We start from the raw sequence: 16,049 nt of genomic DNA, 5'->3' as shown, positions 1-16,049 counted from the left end.
GGTCGCCAGATCCATCTTGTAAATTCACTGTAAATCTAGCATTACCGCCTTCAGCCCCACTCACAGCTGATAGTACTGCAATTCCAGATTCATTATCTAAAATGGTAACTACAAAGTCTAAGTTGCCATTTGTGTCGGCATCTTTAAGAGTTACCCTTGTGTCCGATGGATTACTTATTCGAATTCGAAATTGTTCGTCACCTTCTAATAAAGTGTCATCCAAAATACCAATGGTGTATGCTGTTAATCCGTCATTAAAATACTCGTATACCAGCTTTTCATTTTGGGGTATGCTATTAAAGTCATTATCAGCAATTGCAGTAAGTTCTATTACTTGAATATCGAAGTCAACCAATAGGTTATCCGTATCTGCATTTGGTATTGAAACCTTTATCTCTATATCTCGGAGGCCTTCATTGATATTAGCTGTATTTAATATGTCTGTAACGATTTCAACTTCTGCTTCATAAGAGGAAACTGAGTTGCAATTAGTTTTAAATTCAACTGTAGTATCTACTTTCCATTCCCCATTGGTAACTTTTTGTTCTGCTAAGCTAGTATTGTCCACAGCAACACAAGTTAAATTTGTACCTGTTATATCAACATCATTTAGAATGGTATTATTTCCGTTTTTTAAGTTTAATTCCGTTAGTCCAGAATTAATCCCATTAATAAAAGTTAAACTAGGGTTGTTACTTAAATCAAGTGCAGTAATTCCACCATTTTCAGAAATATCCACATACTCTAAGGCATTATACTTTGTCAAATCAAGGGATGATAGACTATTACCGTATATACTAAGTTTTTGTAAAGTCCCATTCTGCGTTGTTGCGGTATTCAAAGTTATCATACTGGTTAAATTCGCATTCAACTCTATTAATGATGGGACGTCCGTAAGATCAAAAATTGTGGTATTGGTATCCGTAATATTCAAAACTTCTAAAGAAGTAAAAGCTTCTATACCTGTTAAATCATTGATGAACATTTTTTCTAAATCCAATTCTTTTACAACGGCAATCGAAGCAGTTAATACAAGATTATTATCAGCAATGCCATCTCCATAGCCAAGACGCTCTAGCTCCGCTTCAAAAACATCATCGGGTACTGTAGTTTTTGTTTGAACTACTGAGCAATCTGTACTGAAAGTTTGGTTGCTTGATACATCCCAATCAATTCCACTTGCTGCATTTTCAGCTTCTGAAACATTATGAACTTCAATACATGTAAGGTTCGGATTGTTCTCAGTTATTAAAGTAAATGATGTATAGTCAAGATTAGTATTATTCAAGTTTAAGCTGGTAAGGTTGCTATCGCCTTCGGGGTGTCCAAATCCTGCAAATACTAAAAAACCATTATTGGTAGAAAGATCTATAGTAGTTATTCCTGAACCGGCTGTATCAATTAACTCTAAACCTGTTAAGTCCGTAATATCAAGTGTCGTTAAATTCAAATTGCCACCAACATGAACAGAACTAATTTCAGTAAAACCGCTAAGATTTAAATTTTGGAGATTGTTATCTCTAAATTGAAGAACTTCTAATAATGGATTTTCAACTGATGACAATTGAATCGAGGTTAGATTGGCATTATCATATATAAGTGCATTTTTAATTTGCCATACTCTGTTTAAGTCTATATTGGTTAACGCTGTTTTTGTTAGTTCTAGGTCAATTATTCCAGTTCCTTCTATTTCTAACGTATTAAACGAGGGATGATTTGTTAAGCTTAACGCAGTAATTCCTTGGTTTTCAGAAATATTTAAAGATTCTAGTGCGTTGTAATTTGACAAATCAATAGTAGATAAGCTGTTACCATAAATACTAAGACTATGTAATGTTGTATTCTGATTATTTGAGGTGTTCAGATTTAACATACTAGTTAAATTTGCTTCTAATTCAATTAAAGTCGGTACATCATTTAAATTAAAGTTAGTAGTATTGGTGCCTGAAATATTCAAAACTTCTAGAGAAGCAAAAGCTTCAATACCCGTGAGATCATTGATGAACATATTTTCTAAATCAAGTTCAGTTACTGCGGCAATCGAAGCAGTTAATACACGATTATTATCGTCTATGCCATCTCCATAGCCCAATCGTTCAAGTTCCGCTTCAAAAATATCATCAGGTATCGACGTATAGGCTGTTTGTTGTCCACAGTCTAAACTATAATTACCATCTGCCCAATTCGAATTACTCTCCGCGGCATTTACGTCATTTACTTGAATACAGGCAATCGTGGCGCCACCATTCTCGAACCTATCAAGAAATGTTAAGCCCCTAAGGTCCAAAATCTCAATGGATCCTTGACTAATAAACAAATCTTGTAGGCCTGCATTTAGCCTTAGATCTAACGAGGTAAGTGTTCCTGAAATGACCAATTCTTCCATATTAATATTTAAACTCAAATCGATGGCCGTAATGTTATTGCCATTTAATGTCAGATACTTTAACTCAGTATTCGAAGAGGTATCCAAAGTAGTTAAAAGGTTATCATAAAGGTATATGGATTCTAAACTCGGGTTTGCCGATATGTTTATGTTCGTTAGCGAGTTATTGGCAGCCTCCAAATTTATCAAGTTCGGATTGGAACTAAAGTCAAGTGTACTCAATTGATTCGAACCCAAAGCAACATTTTCTAAATTTGGTGAATTCGACAAATTCAAAACAGTGAGCCTATTTGCGACCGCATCTAGGGTAACAAGAGACGTAAATGCTTCGATCCCAGTTAGGTCTTCTATGTCCAAACCTTGAATATTCAAATTCGTAACAGCGGCAATTGAAGATGTGAGTACATACTCGTCATTTGGGTTATTGTTATCATGACCTAATTCTATCAATTTCGCCCTGAAGTTAAGATCTGGAATTCTAGTTGTAGGTTGAGTCGCGGAACAATCTGTATTAAACGATTGACTTGATGGCACAGACCAAAAACCTTGGTTTACAGCTTCTTGGGCATCAGTCGCATTATGTACTTCGATACAGTTTAATGCTGGGTTTCGATCAGTAGTTAAAATAAAATTAGTGTATACTAAATTGCTAGTAGTATTATTTAGGTTTAAACTGGTGAGATTACTATCACCTAAAGTATTTCCTACCGTAACTTCTGAAAGCGTTCCATTATTTGTAGATAGGTCTAAAGCGGTAATTCCTGATTGATATGTTGCTAAGAATTCTAAATTTACCTGATTTGTTATATCTAAAGTTGTGAGGTTGGGATTGTTACTAACATCAATAGTTGTAATGTTGGATAAATCTGAAATGTCTAGGGTTCCCGTTAAATCGTTTGCCCTTAATGAAAGCCTAGTAATCGAAGTAGGTTCAAACCCTGGATTGTTTAAGAACACTCCTTGTAAAAGACTGTTCTCTTCAATGTTGACTAGTTCTAAATCACTCAATTGGTCTAAAGCTATATAAGCTATTGCAGTATTTCTAATCGTCAGATTTTGTACGGCCGATCTAGTAACTATTATCGAAGTTAGATTAGGATAACTGCCTGAATCTAATTCTAAATCTGTAATTGGAGTGGAATCTAGATTTATAGATTCTAGATTTGTATTTGTACTTAGTTCAAAAGATGAAATTGATCCATTATCAAAATTAAGAATTCGTAAAGCTCCGCAACTTGTAGTATTAAGCGCGCTAAAAGTAGATAAAATTCCTTGAATTTCTTCTAGCGAAGAATTACCGCTAACATCTATAGTTTTACCTGATAAATTATTTTGCGAAAGCGTAAGTTTTTGTAGGGTGTTGGTATTTGTTGGAAGAATAAGGTTTTCAATATTTGTATCGGTAATGCTTATTTCTTCTAAGTTTGTATTTGAATTTAATTCTAAACTTAGCAAACCGGCTGGTGATGCTCTTAAAGTAAATTTCGTGAGCGCCGTGAAATTGCCGATGCCCACGTAGCTACTTATATTCGCATTTACAATGGTTTCATCGATATTCAGAGCATCAATACGCTCAATTGGATCACGAAGTACCTTGCCGTTGCCGACAATACCATCAGACGGAAAAACTTGATTGCCAAGGGCATCAAAAAAAGTATTTGTTGAATCTTCTAAATATGCCTCAAAGGAAACAGCAACATCCACTGTGTTTTGGACATTACAATTTTGACTAAACTGTGCGGAAGCATCTTTAGTCCAATTACTAGCGGTTGTTTGTTGAGTTGCAAATGTTACATCATCGACTTGAATACAGCTCAAACCTGCATTGCCATCAAGATTTACCGAATTCAAATTTGTGTTAAAACCATTTTTAAGATTCAAGGAAGTCAGAGCTCCATCTTTTCCATCTATTCTAGTCAATTTGGTATTTGAACTAAGGTCTAAACTGGTTATTTGTGATTCATAAGTGTCTAGAGCTTCTAAATCTGCAAAACCGGAAACATCCAAACTTGTTATTGGGTTTACGGCCACACCCAAGAAAGTTAAGTTTGGTACAGGTGATAAGTCAATACTGCTGATATTATTGTCTGCCAACTGAAGTAGTAATAAATTGGTTTTTCCAGTTAAATCAATACTGTTAAAAACAGTTCCACGGGTCACAATTGATAGATCTCTAAGGGCATTGTTTTGACTGATATCCACAGAGGGTACGTTTGGAGAATTAATAATCGTAATTTTATCTAAATTGGTATTGCCACTAAAATTGATGGGCTGAATAGCCACGGCTTGATTGTTAAGCATTTCGAATTCGGCTAAAGCCGTAAAATCGTCTAGCCCTGTAAAGTCAGAAATATCATAGCTGTTTATTTTCAATTCAGTGAGATTTGAAATTGCTGAGGTTAAGACAAAGCCGTCCGGGGTGGTGTTGGTATCAATGCCACTTTGGATTAAATAATCTTCAAAAATAGGGCCGGTTATTGCGGTCATTGCTCCGGCTGTTGCACCATCACAAGCTGTAATAACTTGTTGTAAGCTTGGATTGTAAGCATTGAATTCCGCATCAAAAGCAGTACTAGTGGGGTTGGCTATTGCCCAAGGCCGAAGCCCACAAAAATTATTTAACAAGGTATTACTGTCTATTTCTATATGATTAGTAGATGAGAGGTTATTAAAACCATTAATTCCTTGTAAAGAATTATTTTGGTTAATTTGAATATCGTCGGCTGTGGTTAAGGTATTTAGTGCGCTTAAATCAGTTAACTGAGGATTCAATATTATTTGCAGTATATTCGTAACGGAAACCAAATTTTGAAGCCCGCTTAGGTTGATTAAACTATTATTTCCATTGATTATTACTCTATCCGCTGATGTAAATTGTAAACCATTTAACGTCGTCAATGACAGATTTTCTGTTATTATCACATCACTAGGTATTTGTTGAATACCACTTAAACTACTTAAATCAGTTAAAACGGGATTTCGTAATAGTTCTATACTTCCTGCAGAAACCATATTTTGAAGCCCATTCAGGTTGGCCAGATTATTGTTATCGCTAATTCTTAGAGCAGCACCTATATTGGTAAGTTGTAAACCATTTAAACTAGTTAATAATGGGTTTTGCTCTATGTAAACATAATCTGTCACTAGAAGAACACCACTAAGTCCGCTAATGTCTGTCAAGTTGTTATTTATACGGATTTCTAGTCCTAAAGTTCCTACGAAACCTCCAACTGTTGTTATGTTTTGAAGTCCGTTAAGATTAGTAAGTGCCGTGTTATTTTCTATAACCAAACCACCAACAGAGGTTAGAGATGACAAAGGGCTTAAATCTGTAATATCGGTACTATTATAAATAATTAGATTTTCTGTTATTTTATTAAACCCCAGCGCCCCTCCTTGAGACCCGAAGAGATTTACTTCAGCTTGGCTGGTCAAAACCGCACTACCGTTATAGGTATTTTGTGCACCAGCGATAAATGAACCTGTGATACATAGAACCCATAAAAGGATCCATTTAATACTGCTAATAGGTTTCTTTGAGATTCTGAAATCAGTTCGGATTAGTTTTGATATATGGTAGTGATAACTTCTTTTCATAATCATTTTTTTGGTTTGTTAGTTGTATGCCTTGATCATTAGAATATGTTCTATTTATTCTTCAATGGGTTTTTTATAAAACTCGGTAACTTTATCTGAGACGGCATTAGCTTGTGTTGTCACTAATGCCATATTAACAGGTTGAAAATCATCATCTAAATCAATTTCTGATAACTTAATAATTTGGCCATCGCTAGGATTTAGATTCAAATTCTTGGTAATGTTTTCGTTATGTAGAAGTTCGTTTTGATAAACAACACAGGTATTGCGGTTTTTGCAGTATCGGTTTAATGCGAATACAAGTACTCCTAATACAAAAATTTTAAATAGATTGGTAGGCATAATTTTATCGTCTTCTCTTTTTAGGGTTCTTTGCTTTATCATGAAACATAGGAACTTTAAGTCCGACATAAACATTGGCTAAATCGGGTTTTTTGGAAAAAAGTGAAGAAAAAAGTGTTCCAGACCCTACAATTAACGGACCCATTCTTAAACCAGCTCCAAATGTTAGTCCACTTAAATTACTATAGTTAACAGGTGTGTAAAGGCTTACGAATTTGGATTCAAATCGCGGTGCGATTGAAATTAAATTTAAGGTATTGTTGTTATATAATCCGTTTTTTGGGTTTAACGATAACGTGAAATTAATACTCGTATAAATGTTTTTTGTAAATCTATAATCACCATTTATGCGTAAAGAAGTTGGTAGCATGGCTGTGGCTTCACCAATGGTTGTAGTCTTTGAATAATTATCATCTAGCTTATCTTCAAAACTGTCACTTAAATTGTTGGTACTGATGCTTGAATTGAGATTGTATGTGTTCAATTCAACATCTTTATATTTTATTCTCCCAAAATCAGTTAATGCTACACCGACTTTAAAAAGGTATTTGTTTGCTCCTCGTTCGTCTCCATTTCTTGATGCATAACCAGATGATCTTGGTCGATATTCATAAACAAAACCAATATCCATTCCGAAACCCGGTGATAGACTGTAGGAGGTATTCTCATCGTCGGAGTCATAGTTTATTATATAAGAAAAAGAACCATTTGTATTAAGTGTTTGTTGATTGGCATTATAGTCACCACTAAGTGTCTCCGAATTGCCTTGGGCAAAGATTCCACCCAATAAATACTTCAGCGTCATTCCCGCTTTTAAAAAATGATAATCTTTTTCAAAAACGGTTCGACCATAAACGAGACCGTATTCGACCCAGGCATGTGTAGTACCATCTAAATTTTCCATATTAAACGAATAGTCATCAGAAGGGAAACCATCAGCAAAACTTTCAAGTACTTGTCCATTTATATTGTTGTAATTGTTTACTGCGCGGATCCGAGATATTAATCCAATAGAGCTCTTTTCATTTAGGCTGAACATAAAGGAAGTGCCAAGTACATCGGCATTCAAAATAACTTGGTTATTATCGGAAGGAAACCTTTCAATAGAATTTCCAGATCCTGAATCTTCTAGTAATATTTTAATATTATCTAATGATAGGGGCGTATAATCGGTGCCTGCAAATGCGTCTGCAGAGATGATATTTACATCAATTTTTGATCGAGAATCGGCTAGGTTAGCGGGGTTGAAAATTGCACCATGAATTCCGCTGTAATTATCAGATTCCATGCCTAAAAAAGATTGGCCAAAGGTAATTGTTGATAACAAGAGGAAATAGGGAACTAGTATTTGTTTCTTCATTTGGTTTGGTCTGGTTTGGTCGTTAGTACAGAGCAATAATTCTGTAAAAGACTACTGTCTCATATACAGAATTCAAATAAGAAAGTTCAATACTTGGGGAATTGTTTAAGCAAACATACAATTTGAAATAAGACAAAAAAATACCCAATAGTGGGTATTTTTTTGTCTTTTCAGAGCCTTTTAATTAGTATTTGTAGGTGCTTTCTTAATTTAATTGGAGGCTTAAATATTTACGTTATGAAATTACATGTGCCATTTTGATTTGAATACATGATAAAAAATTTAATTCAAAACTTGATTATCGTTTTAGTGTAAAATGTCCTTGAAATTCTCTTTCATTCTGCAATATTGCTCTGAACCAATAATCGGAAGAGGGTAGTAGTTTGCCATTTTAAATTATTTGATTGCAAATCCATACTTTTCATTTAGTTTATTTAGTTTGATTTTATCGAAAGTGTATTCAAAATTATTATATTTAGACATTATCATTTGCGTAAAATTATAATACACTGTAAATTAGTATATTGTGATTTGAGGGTGTAGTTATTATTTTTATAATAGATAAAATGTTGGGATAGATTTATGTGAAATTGTCTTAATATTTTTTTTTAGCTGTCGGGTGTGTACGAACACACTGTAATGGTTTCAGGGGTTTGTAATGGAACTATATTATTTAGAAGCAATACTTTATGAAAGATAAAAAGTTGATTGGAAAGTGAAAATAAAATGGATTTATAAAATATGAAGTCTTCTTTTAAAATGAAATTACCTGAAACTTACTTATTGTTAAAACATGAAAATTCGAGACATTTTTTAATAATTGGAATGCAATTTAGAAACTGTCCTTTCGCAAAAAGAACTAGAATGCTGAGGTAATTGTAAGTCAAGAAATGAAGTATATTTTTAAATTGTAAATTGAATAATATTAATAGAGGATAAAAATAACTTATAAAATATATCAAAATTTGAGTGCAAAAAAGGAACAGATTGATGTTATTACATTAACTCAAAAACTTATTGGTTTCAATACTATTAATCCGCCTGGTAACGAAGGTGGTTTGGCAATTTTTATTGGAGAACTATTAATTGAAAATGGATTTGAAGTAGACTATCCAATTTATGCCAAAGACCGTTTACAGTTAGTTGCCACTAAAGGACTTTCCGATGAGAAACCACCAATTATTTTTACTGGTCACTTAGATGTTGTTCCATTAGGTGCAAACGATTGGACTAAAGACCCTTTTGCTGGAGATATTATTGATAACAAACTTTATGGTAGAGGTTCTACGGATATGAAAGCTGGTGTAGCAGCGATGATTATCGCGGCCATAGAAATGTATAAAAATGAGTCTCCACGAGGGGGGATAAAACTCATTTTCACCGCTGATGAAGAATTAGGCTGTAATGGTGCGCAGCATTTATGTAATAGTGGTTATGATTTGGGTGAGGCTAGTGCAATTGTTGTTGGAGAACCAACAGGTAATATGCCTTATGTTGGTCATAAAGGTGGTCTGTATCTAAATGTTTTTACTAAAGGAATTACTGCACATTCTTCAATGCCCGAGTTGGGTGATAATGCCATTTACAAAGCGGCAAATGCAATTGTAAAAATTGAAGGTTTAAAATTTGACGCAAAAGAAGATGAACTTTTAGGGTATCCAACCATTAATGTTGGTAGAATGGAAGGAGGACTTAACTTGAATTCGGTTCCTGATAAAGCAACCTTTACCATTGATGTTCGAACTACAACCAAATTTAGAAATGATAAAGTTTGGACGCAATTAAATGAACTATTAGGAGAAGAGGTAGCACTTGAGAAACTCACTGATTTAAATGCGATTTCAACTTCTGAAGATGATGATTTTATTAAAATGATTTTTAATATACTAGAATTAGATAATAAAGATGATAATTTAAAAAAGTCAGCAAATTTTCTTACTGATGCCGCCGTATTTATGCCGCATTTAAAAAATACACCTACGGTAATACTCGGACCTGGTGAACCTGAAATGGCGCATCAAACTGATGAGTATTGTTATGTAGATAAAATTGAAAAAGCAGTAGCTATTTATAGCGAAATTATTATAAAAAATAGTACCCTTTAATTATGATAGAATATCCAGAAATTATAGAAAATGAGGAGCATTTAGAAGAAATGCTTTCACAGCCAAGTGACAAATTGGTTGAAATGATGCGTACTATTGAAGGTGATTTTATTTTCCTTGGGGTTGCCGGTAAAATTGGAGTTTCAATGGCTCGCATGGCAAGGAAAGCTTGTGATATTGCACAAGTAAATAAAAGGCTAGTTGGGGTTGCACGTTTTAGTGATGCTAATCAACGTGTTCTCTTAGAGGAAAGTGGTATAGAAACTATAAAAGGTGATTTATTAGATATTGATTTTGTAAAAAGCCTTCCACAAATTAAGAATGTTGTTTTTCTTGCCGGAATGAAATTCGGTACCGATGGTAATGAATCTTTTACTTGGGCAATGAATTCTTTTTTGCCAGGTTTGATTGTTGAACAATTTAAAAATTCGAGAATAGTTGCTTTTTCTACCGGTTGCGTCTACCCACTTGCAACGGTTGCTTCTGGAGGATGTAAAGAAACAGATTCTGCAGGGCCTGTTGGAGAATATGCACAATCTTGCTTAGGTAGGGAACGACTGTTTGAATTTGGGAGTATTAAAAATAATACACCAGTAGTAATTATTCGTTTAAATTATGCCGTAGAACCACGATATGGTGTACTTGTTGATATAGCTCGAAAAATATACAACGAAGAAACCATTGACTTAACAATGGGTTATGCCAATGTTATTTGGCAGGGCGATGCGAACGAAATGATTTTAAGAAGTATTCAATTTTGCGAAAGTCCAGCGAAGCATTTGAATATTAGTGGACCAGAAATAATATCTGTAGAAGAAGTAGCTAATAGGTTGGGAGAATTGTTAGATAAACCGGTAAAACTTAAAGGAAAACAAGCGGACACCGCTCTGTTAATTAATGTTGCCGAAAGTCAGAAGATATTGGGTACTAGAAAAGTTTCGGTAGATCAGGTTTTAAAATGGACTGCTAAATGGATATCAAATGATAATAGACTTCTGGGCAAACCAACTCATTTTGAAGTTAGAGATGGTAAATATTAGATTAAAAAAGTAATAAAATATATGAGTGTTATACTTTCGAACGAATTAAAACAAATTTTGAATGCAGGCACTATTATTCCTGCGAATCCAACAGCTTTAACTAAAGACCTTAAATTAGATGAGCGTCGACAAAGAGCACTAATGCGTTATTATCTAGATGCTGGCTCAGGGGGTTTAGCTATCGGAGTACATACTAGTCAATTTGAGATTCGCGAAGCAGGACTTTTCCAACCAATTTTGGAATTAGGTAAAGAAGAATTAGATGCACAATTTGCTAAAGAGAAAAAGCCAATTATTAGAGTTGCTGGCGCAATGGGTAAAACAGAACAAGCAATTGGAGAGGCAACTTTGGCAGCAGATTTAGACTATAATGCCGTTTTATTGAATCTTTCTGCTTTTAAAGAAGATTCAAATGAAGTGCTAATAAATCACTGTAAAGAAATTGCAGCTATTATTCCCGTTATAGGTTTTTACCTGCAACCAACCATAGGTGGTCGTTCGTATGATACCGATTTTTGGCGTCAATTTGCGCAAATAGAAAATGTGGTTGCGATTAAAGTTGCTGCTTTTGATCGGTACGATACTATTGATGTTATTAGAGGTGTAGCGGAATCGGGTAGGGCAGATAAAGTTGCTTTATACACTGGTAATGATGATACTATTGTAAACGATTTACTATCTGAATATCAATTCCCTATAGGTGGTACTGTTGTAAAAAAATCCTTTGTAGGTGGACTACTTGGACATTGGGCAGTTTGGAATAATAAAGCAGTTGAATTATTTAATCGCATTAAAAATGCGAAACCAGAGGAAATATCAGATCTCATTTCTTTAGGTGTTAAAGTAACAGACGCAAATGCAGCATTTTTCGATTCTAGAAATAAATTTAAGGGGTCAATAGCTGGTATACATGAAGTTTTAATTCGACAAGGTTTTATGGAAGCGAATTATACCATTAGCTCACATGAGGTTTTAAGTCCTGGTCAAAAAGAAGAAATTGACCGTGTGTATAAAATTTATCCCGAGCTAAATGATGATGAGTTTGTCGCAGAAAATATTGATCGTTGGATGCGTTAGTAACTATCAACTCATATTAGAAATTAAAATAAAATTTAATGCAATTATTAAATAAAATTAAAACAAGTCTAGGAGCTATTGGTCCTGGATTTATTATAGCAGCAGTTGCATTAGGCCCAGGGAGTATTACGGCAGCTTCTAAAATTGGCGCAACACAAGGATATAATTTTTTGTGGGCGATTTTAATTGCAGGAATTTCCATGGCAGTTTATACGGGTATGAGTACAAGATTTGCTGTTTTAAATAAGCAATCAATTTTAAGTGTAATTGCGGATAAATATGGAAAATGGTTTTCTTACGCAATTGGTATCAGTTCATTTCTTGCTTCCTTAAGTTTTCAATTTGGGAATAATTTAGGTGTTGGAATGGGCATGGAATCGATAACCGGTATCGATGTTAGAATTTGGCCGATTATCTTTACAGTCTTAGCAATTGTATTAATCTTTTTTGCGCAAAATTTATATGCTACTTTAGAAAAGCTGATGATGTATATTGTTATGCTAATCATAATTGCTTTTGTAGTGAATTTGGTTTTTGTAAAACCCGATTTATCACAAACTATTTCTGGTTTTATCCCTAGAGCATTTTCAATGGATTTTATCGGTGAGTTAGCTGCTATTGTAGGAACTACATTTGTATTAAGTAGTGCTTTATATCAGTCCTATTTAATTCAGAAAAAAAACTGGCAAGTTGAGGATATGAAAACGGCTATAAAAGCTTCAAATGCTGGTGTTTTTTTATTGGCATTAATGTCAGTATTAATAATTATGACAGCCGCCGCTAGTTTAAAGCCGATGGGAATTCAAATTAATTCAGCGGCAGATATGGCTTTGCAGTTAGAATTATTACTTGGTAACTACGCTAAGTATATTTTTGCTATTGGATTTCTCGCTGCATCATTTTCATCGCTTTTAGTAAATGCAGTAATAGGTGGAGGATTGCTAGCAGATGGTTTAGGAATGGGACAGACTATGGATAAAAAAATGCCAAAAGTCTTTACTATTGTTATTCTTATTACAGGTATGGTTATCGCAACTTTTGTTGCAAGTGGATTGAGTAGCCCTGTGTATTCTTTGATTTTAGCGCAGTCGTCTTCAATGATTGCAGTTCCATTAATTGGAATTGGTTTATTGCTTATTGTGAATAGAAAAGACGTTATGGGCAAATATAAAAATACAATCTTACAAAACATTATGGCCGTTATTGGTTTGATTTTGCTATGTGTTTTGGTTTATATCATGTATGGTAAACTGATTAGCTATTTTGCAAATCTTTAACCAATTTCAAGAAAATATATTTTTTTGAAAATAATCAAAATTACATGCTGGAAGTAAAAACTAACAATAAGGATAGACGCAATTTTATACAACAAATAACTTTAGCTGCCGCAGGTTTAAGTATTATTCCAAATAGCATTTATGCCAATATTTCGGTAAAAAATAAGATAGTGAAAGTGGGAATGATAGGTCTCGATACATCGCATAGTATTGAGTATACAAAATTATTAAACGATCCAAATGCATCAGAGGAAATAGCCGGTTTTCCTGTGGTCGCTGCGTACCCGTTAGGTAGTTCAACAATTGAATCAAGCTACAGTCGAATTCCCAAGTACACCAAGGAAATGGAAGCAATGGGCGTGAAGATCGTAGATTCTATACAAGAATTATTGAATCAAGTAGATGTTATCTTGTTAGAAAGTAATGACGGTGGAGTTCGTTTGGAACAAACTTTAGAGGTGCTAAAAAAAGGTATACCGATGTTTATTGATAAACCTGTAGCTGCAACCTTTTCGGATGTTAAAAAGATTTATACTGAAGCTGATAAACTCAAAGTGCCAATATTTTCATCTTCATCTCTACGATTTTTAAAAAATGCTGATGCCATTCGAAACAAAAATGAAATAGGTAAGGTAATGGGTGCCACAACATATAGTCCTTGTTACATAGAACCAAGTCATACCGATTTATTTTGGTATGGCGTACATGGTGTAGAATTACTTTTTACAGTTATGGGCACCGGATGTAAAAGTATCCGACGAGATTTTACCGAGGACAATGATATTGTTTATGGAACATGGCACGATGGAAGAGTAGGTGTATACCGCGGGCGACCACATTATGAAATTAGTTTTGGAGGTATAGCTTTCGGTGAAAAAGGAAATTTAACAATGGGACCTCACGATGGTTATAAAACTATAATCACGGAAATTGTAAAATTCTTTAAATCGCATGAATCCCCAGTTCTGCCTAAAGAAACTTTAGAAATATATGCTTTTATGGAGGCAGCCGATGAAAGCAAAAGTAAAAATGGCGAAACAATACTACTAGAAAAGTATTTATAAACATAGTTCCCAAAATGATTAAAATAATTTTATTTAAAATATTGAAAATCAATGCTTTATTTAAGGAATGTGGTCATCGAGCTATTTTGACTTTTATCGCTTTTTTTTTGTTTGTAGCTTGTAAAGAAGATACCAATAAACCAAAGGAAATTGAAGGTGTTGCAGGTAATGAAAAAGTAGCAGAATACATGAAAAGTTTTGAAGGTGTTGGCGTACTTTCAGACGATTCTGAACCTACACCCGCCGAAGATGCTCTTCAACAATTTAAGATTTCACCAGATTTAAAACTCGACTTAATTTTATCAGAACCACAAATTAATCAACCTGTTGAAATGAATTTTGACCATCGTGGTCGACTTTGGGTGGTACAATACACACAATATCCTTACCCGAAAGGTTTAAAAGTTATGGGCATGGATAATTATTTACGTGTTAAGTATGATACCGTTCCTTTACCACCGCCAACTGGAGTGCAAGGGGCAGATAAAATATCTTTCTTTGAAGATACCAATGGTGATGGTTTTTATGATAAAGAAACAAATGCAATTTCAGATTTGAATATTGCTACTAGTGTAATTTTTGGTAGAGGGAAAATTTGGGTTTTAAATCCACCTTTTTTATTAGCTTATCTAGATAAAGAAGGTGATGGTTTGCCTGATGGAAATCCAGAAGTAGTACTAGATGGCTTTGGACTAGAAGATACCCATGCTGTGGCGAATAGTTTACGCTGGGGTCCCGATGGGTGGTTGTATGGTGCTACAGGTAGTACGGTTACCAACAACATTAATTCTGAAAATTCTAAAAATGTATTCTTTCAAGGACAGGCAATTTGGCGTTATCATCCTGAGAATAAAATTTTTGAAGTTTTTGCAGAAGGAGGAGGGAATACTTGGCACGTGGAAATTGATGAAAAAGGCAGAATATTTTCAGGCCATAATGGGGTAACACGTTTGATGTATTTTAAACAAGGTGCCTATTATGGTAAAAACTGGGGTAAACATGGCGATTTAACAAACCCATATGCTTTTGGGGTATTGGATGATTTAAAAATGACTGGTGAACAAATTCGCTTTACGCACGCTGAAATTAAATATGAAGGTGGTTCACTCCCCGAAAAATATGACCACAACCTTTTCTCATTAAATTCACTACAAAACTATGTGCAGTTAAGTACCGTAGACGAAGATGGATCTACATTTAGAACGGTTGATACGGAAAGAGTTTTAGAAACCGATGACCAATGGTTTAGACCTGTTGATATTAAGGTTGGACCTGATGGTGGAATTTTCATGACTGATTGGTACGATAGCCGATTAACCCACGTAGATCCTAATGATACTTGGGATAAATCTACAGGACGCGTTTATCGCATACAAGCTAAAAATAAAACTGGTGTACCAAGCTTTGATCTTAGTACCTATTCTAATGATCAATTGGTTGATCTATTATCGCACAAAAACAAATGGTTTAGACAACAAGCGCTACGTCAAATTGGTGATCGAAAAGATGCTGCTCTTATTCCAAAATTAAAATCTTTAATGAAGTCCTCGGATTTACAGACTTCGCTTGAGGCATTTTGGGCACTAAATTTAAGTGGTGGTTTTAATGAAGAAAATGCAGCTGCTGCGCTTTCTCATAAAAATCAATTTATTAGAAGTTGGGCTATTCGTTTAATTGGTGATAATAAGGATGCATCCACAATACTATCAAATAGTTTGTTGCAATTGGCTAAAAATGAGTCCAATGTAGAGGTGAGAAGTCAATTGGCTGCAACTGCAAACAGACTTCCTGCTGAAATATC

8 protein-coding genes and 1 pseudogene are annotated in these 16,049 nt (G+C 34.4%); 6 read left to right on the top strand and 3 right to left on the bottom strand.

Going from position 1 to position 16,049, the window contains the following annotated elements; all coding sequences use genetic code 11:
- From ABJF52_RS12650 to ABJF52_RS12640, 3 genes and pseudogenes are all read right to left on the bottom strand, one after another.
- Positions 1-5,983: pseudogene (locus ABJF52_RS12650) on the bottom strand (hypothetical protein); the annotation flags it as partial.
- Between the two features lie 54 nt (positions 5,984-6,037).
- Positions 6,038-6,367 carry a hypothetical protein gene (locus ABJF52_RS12645; RefSeq protein ID WP_348150735.1) on the bottom strand — a complete coding sequence of 110 codons (330 nt, stop codon included), beginning with the start codon at positions 6,365-6,367 and terminating at the stop codon, positions 6,038-6,040.
- Positions 6,330-7,685: a DUF5723 family protein gene (locus ABJF52_RS12640; protein WP_348150732.1), complete on the bottom strand. Its 1,356-nt coding sequence runs from the start codon at positions 7,683-7,685 to the stop codon at positions 6,330-6,332. The genes ABJF52_RS12645 and ABJF52_RS12640 overlap by 38 nt, the downstream gene beginning before the upstream one ends.
- Before the next feature lie 965 nt (positions 7,686-8,650).
- On the opposite strand from ABJF52_RS12640, the gene ABJF52_RS12635 reads away from it, so the two are divergent.
- The 6 genes from ABJF52_RS12635 to ABJF52_RS12610 form a co-directional block, all read left to right on the top strand.
- Positions 8,651-9,790, top strand: a complete 1,140-nt coding sequence (locus ABJF52_RS12635; RefSeq protein WP_348150729.1) for a M20 family metallopeptidase — start codon at positions 8,651-8,653, stop codon at positions 9,788-9,790.
- A gap of 2 nt (positions 9,791-9,792) precedes the next feature.
- The gene (locus tag ABJF52_RS12630) at positions 9,793-10,830 is read left to right on the top strand and encodes an NAD(P)-dependent oxidoreductase (protein WP_348150726.1); all 1,038 of its coding nucleotides are present in this window, start codon (positions 9,793-9,795) and stop codon (positions 10,828-10,830) included.
- Between the two features lie 21 nt (positions 10,831-10,851).
- Complete coding sequence (locus ABJF52_RS12625) at positions 10,852-11,907, top strand: dihydrodipicolinate synthase family protein (protein ID WP_348150723.1); 1,056 nt, start codon at positions 10,852-10,854, stop codon at positions 11,905-11,907.
- Positions 11,908-11,945: 38 nt separating this feature from the next.
- Complete coding sequence (locus tag ABJF52_RS12620; RefSeq protein ID WP_348150720.1) at positions 11,946-13,184, top strand: Nramp family divalent metal transporter; 1,239 nt, start codon at positions 11,946-11,948, stop codon at positions 13,182-13,184.
- A gap of 44 nt (positions 13,185-13,228) precedes the next feature.
- A complete protein-coding gene (locus tag ABJF52_RS12615) occupies positions 13,229-14,248 on the top strand; it encodes a Gfo/Idh/MocA family oxidoreductase (protein ID WP_348150717.1) in 1,020 nt (339 codons plus the stop codon).
- 14 nt (positions 14,249-14,262) lie between these two features.
- Positions 14,263-16,049: hypothetical protein (locus ABJF52_RS12610; RefSeq protein WP_348150715.1), on the top strand; the 1,787-nt coding region annotated here is incomplete at its 3' end.

This window comes from Aurantibacter sp. (assembly GCF_039941195.1).
Classification (GTDB): Bacteria; Bacteroidota; Bacteroidia; order Flavobacteriales; family Flavobacteriaceae; genus Aurantibacter_A.
Note: the sequence above shows the minus strand (reverse complement) of the source record. Positions and strands in the feature narration are given on the sequence as shown.

Bases quoted from the DNA above. Each gene is read 5' to 3' on its own strand.
- ABJF52_RS12625 (WP_348150723.1), top strand. From the start codon at position 10,852: ATGAGTGTTATACTTTCGAACGAATTAAAACAAATTTTGAATGCAGGC.
- ABJF52_RS12645 (WP_348150735.1), bottom strand. From the start codon at position 6,367: ATGATAAAGCAAAGAACCCTAAAAAGAGAAGACGATAAAATTATGCCT.
- ABJF52_RS12640 (WP_348150732.1), bottom strand. From the start codon at position 7,685: ATGAAGAAACAAATACTAGTTCCCTATTTCCTCTTGTTATCAACAATT.
- ABJF52_RS12630 (WP_348150726.1), top strand. From the start codon at position 9,793: ATGATAGAATATCCAGAAATTATAGAAAATGAGGAGCATTTAGAAGAA.
- ABJF52_RS12615 (WP_348150717.1), top strand. From the start codon at position 13,229: ATGCTGGAAGTAAAAACTAACAATAAGGATAGACGCAATTTTATACAA.
- ABJF52_RS12620 (WP_348150720.1), top strand. From the start codon at position 11,946: ATGCAATTATTAAATAAAATTAAAACAAGTCTAGGAGCTATTGGTCCT.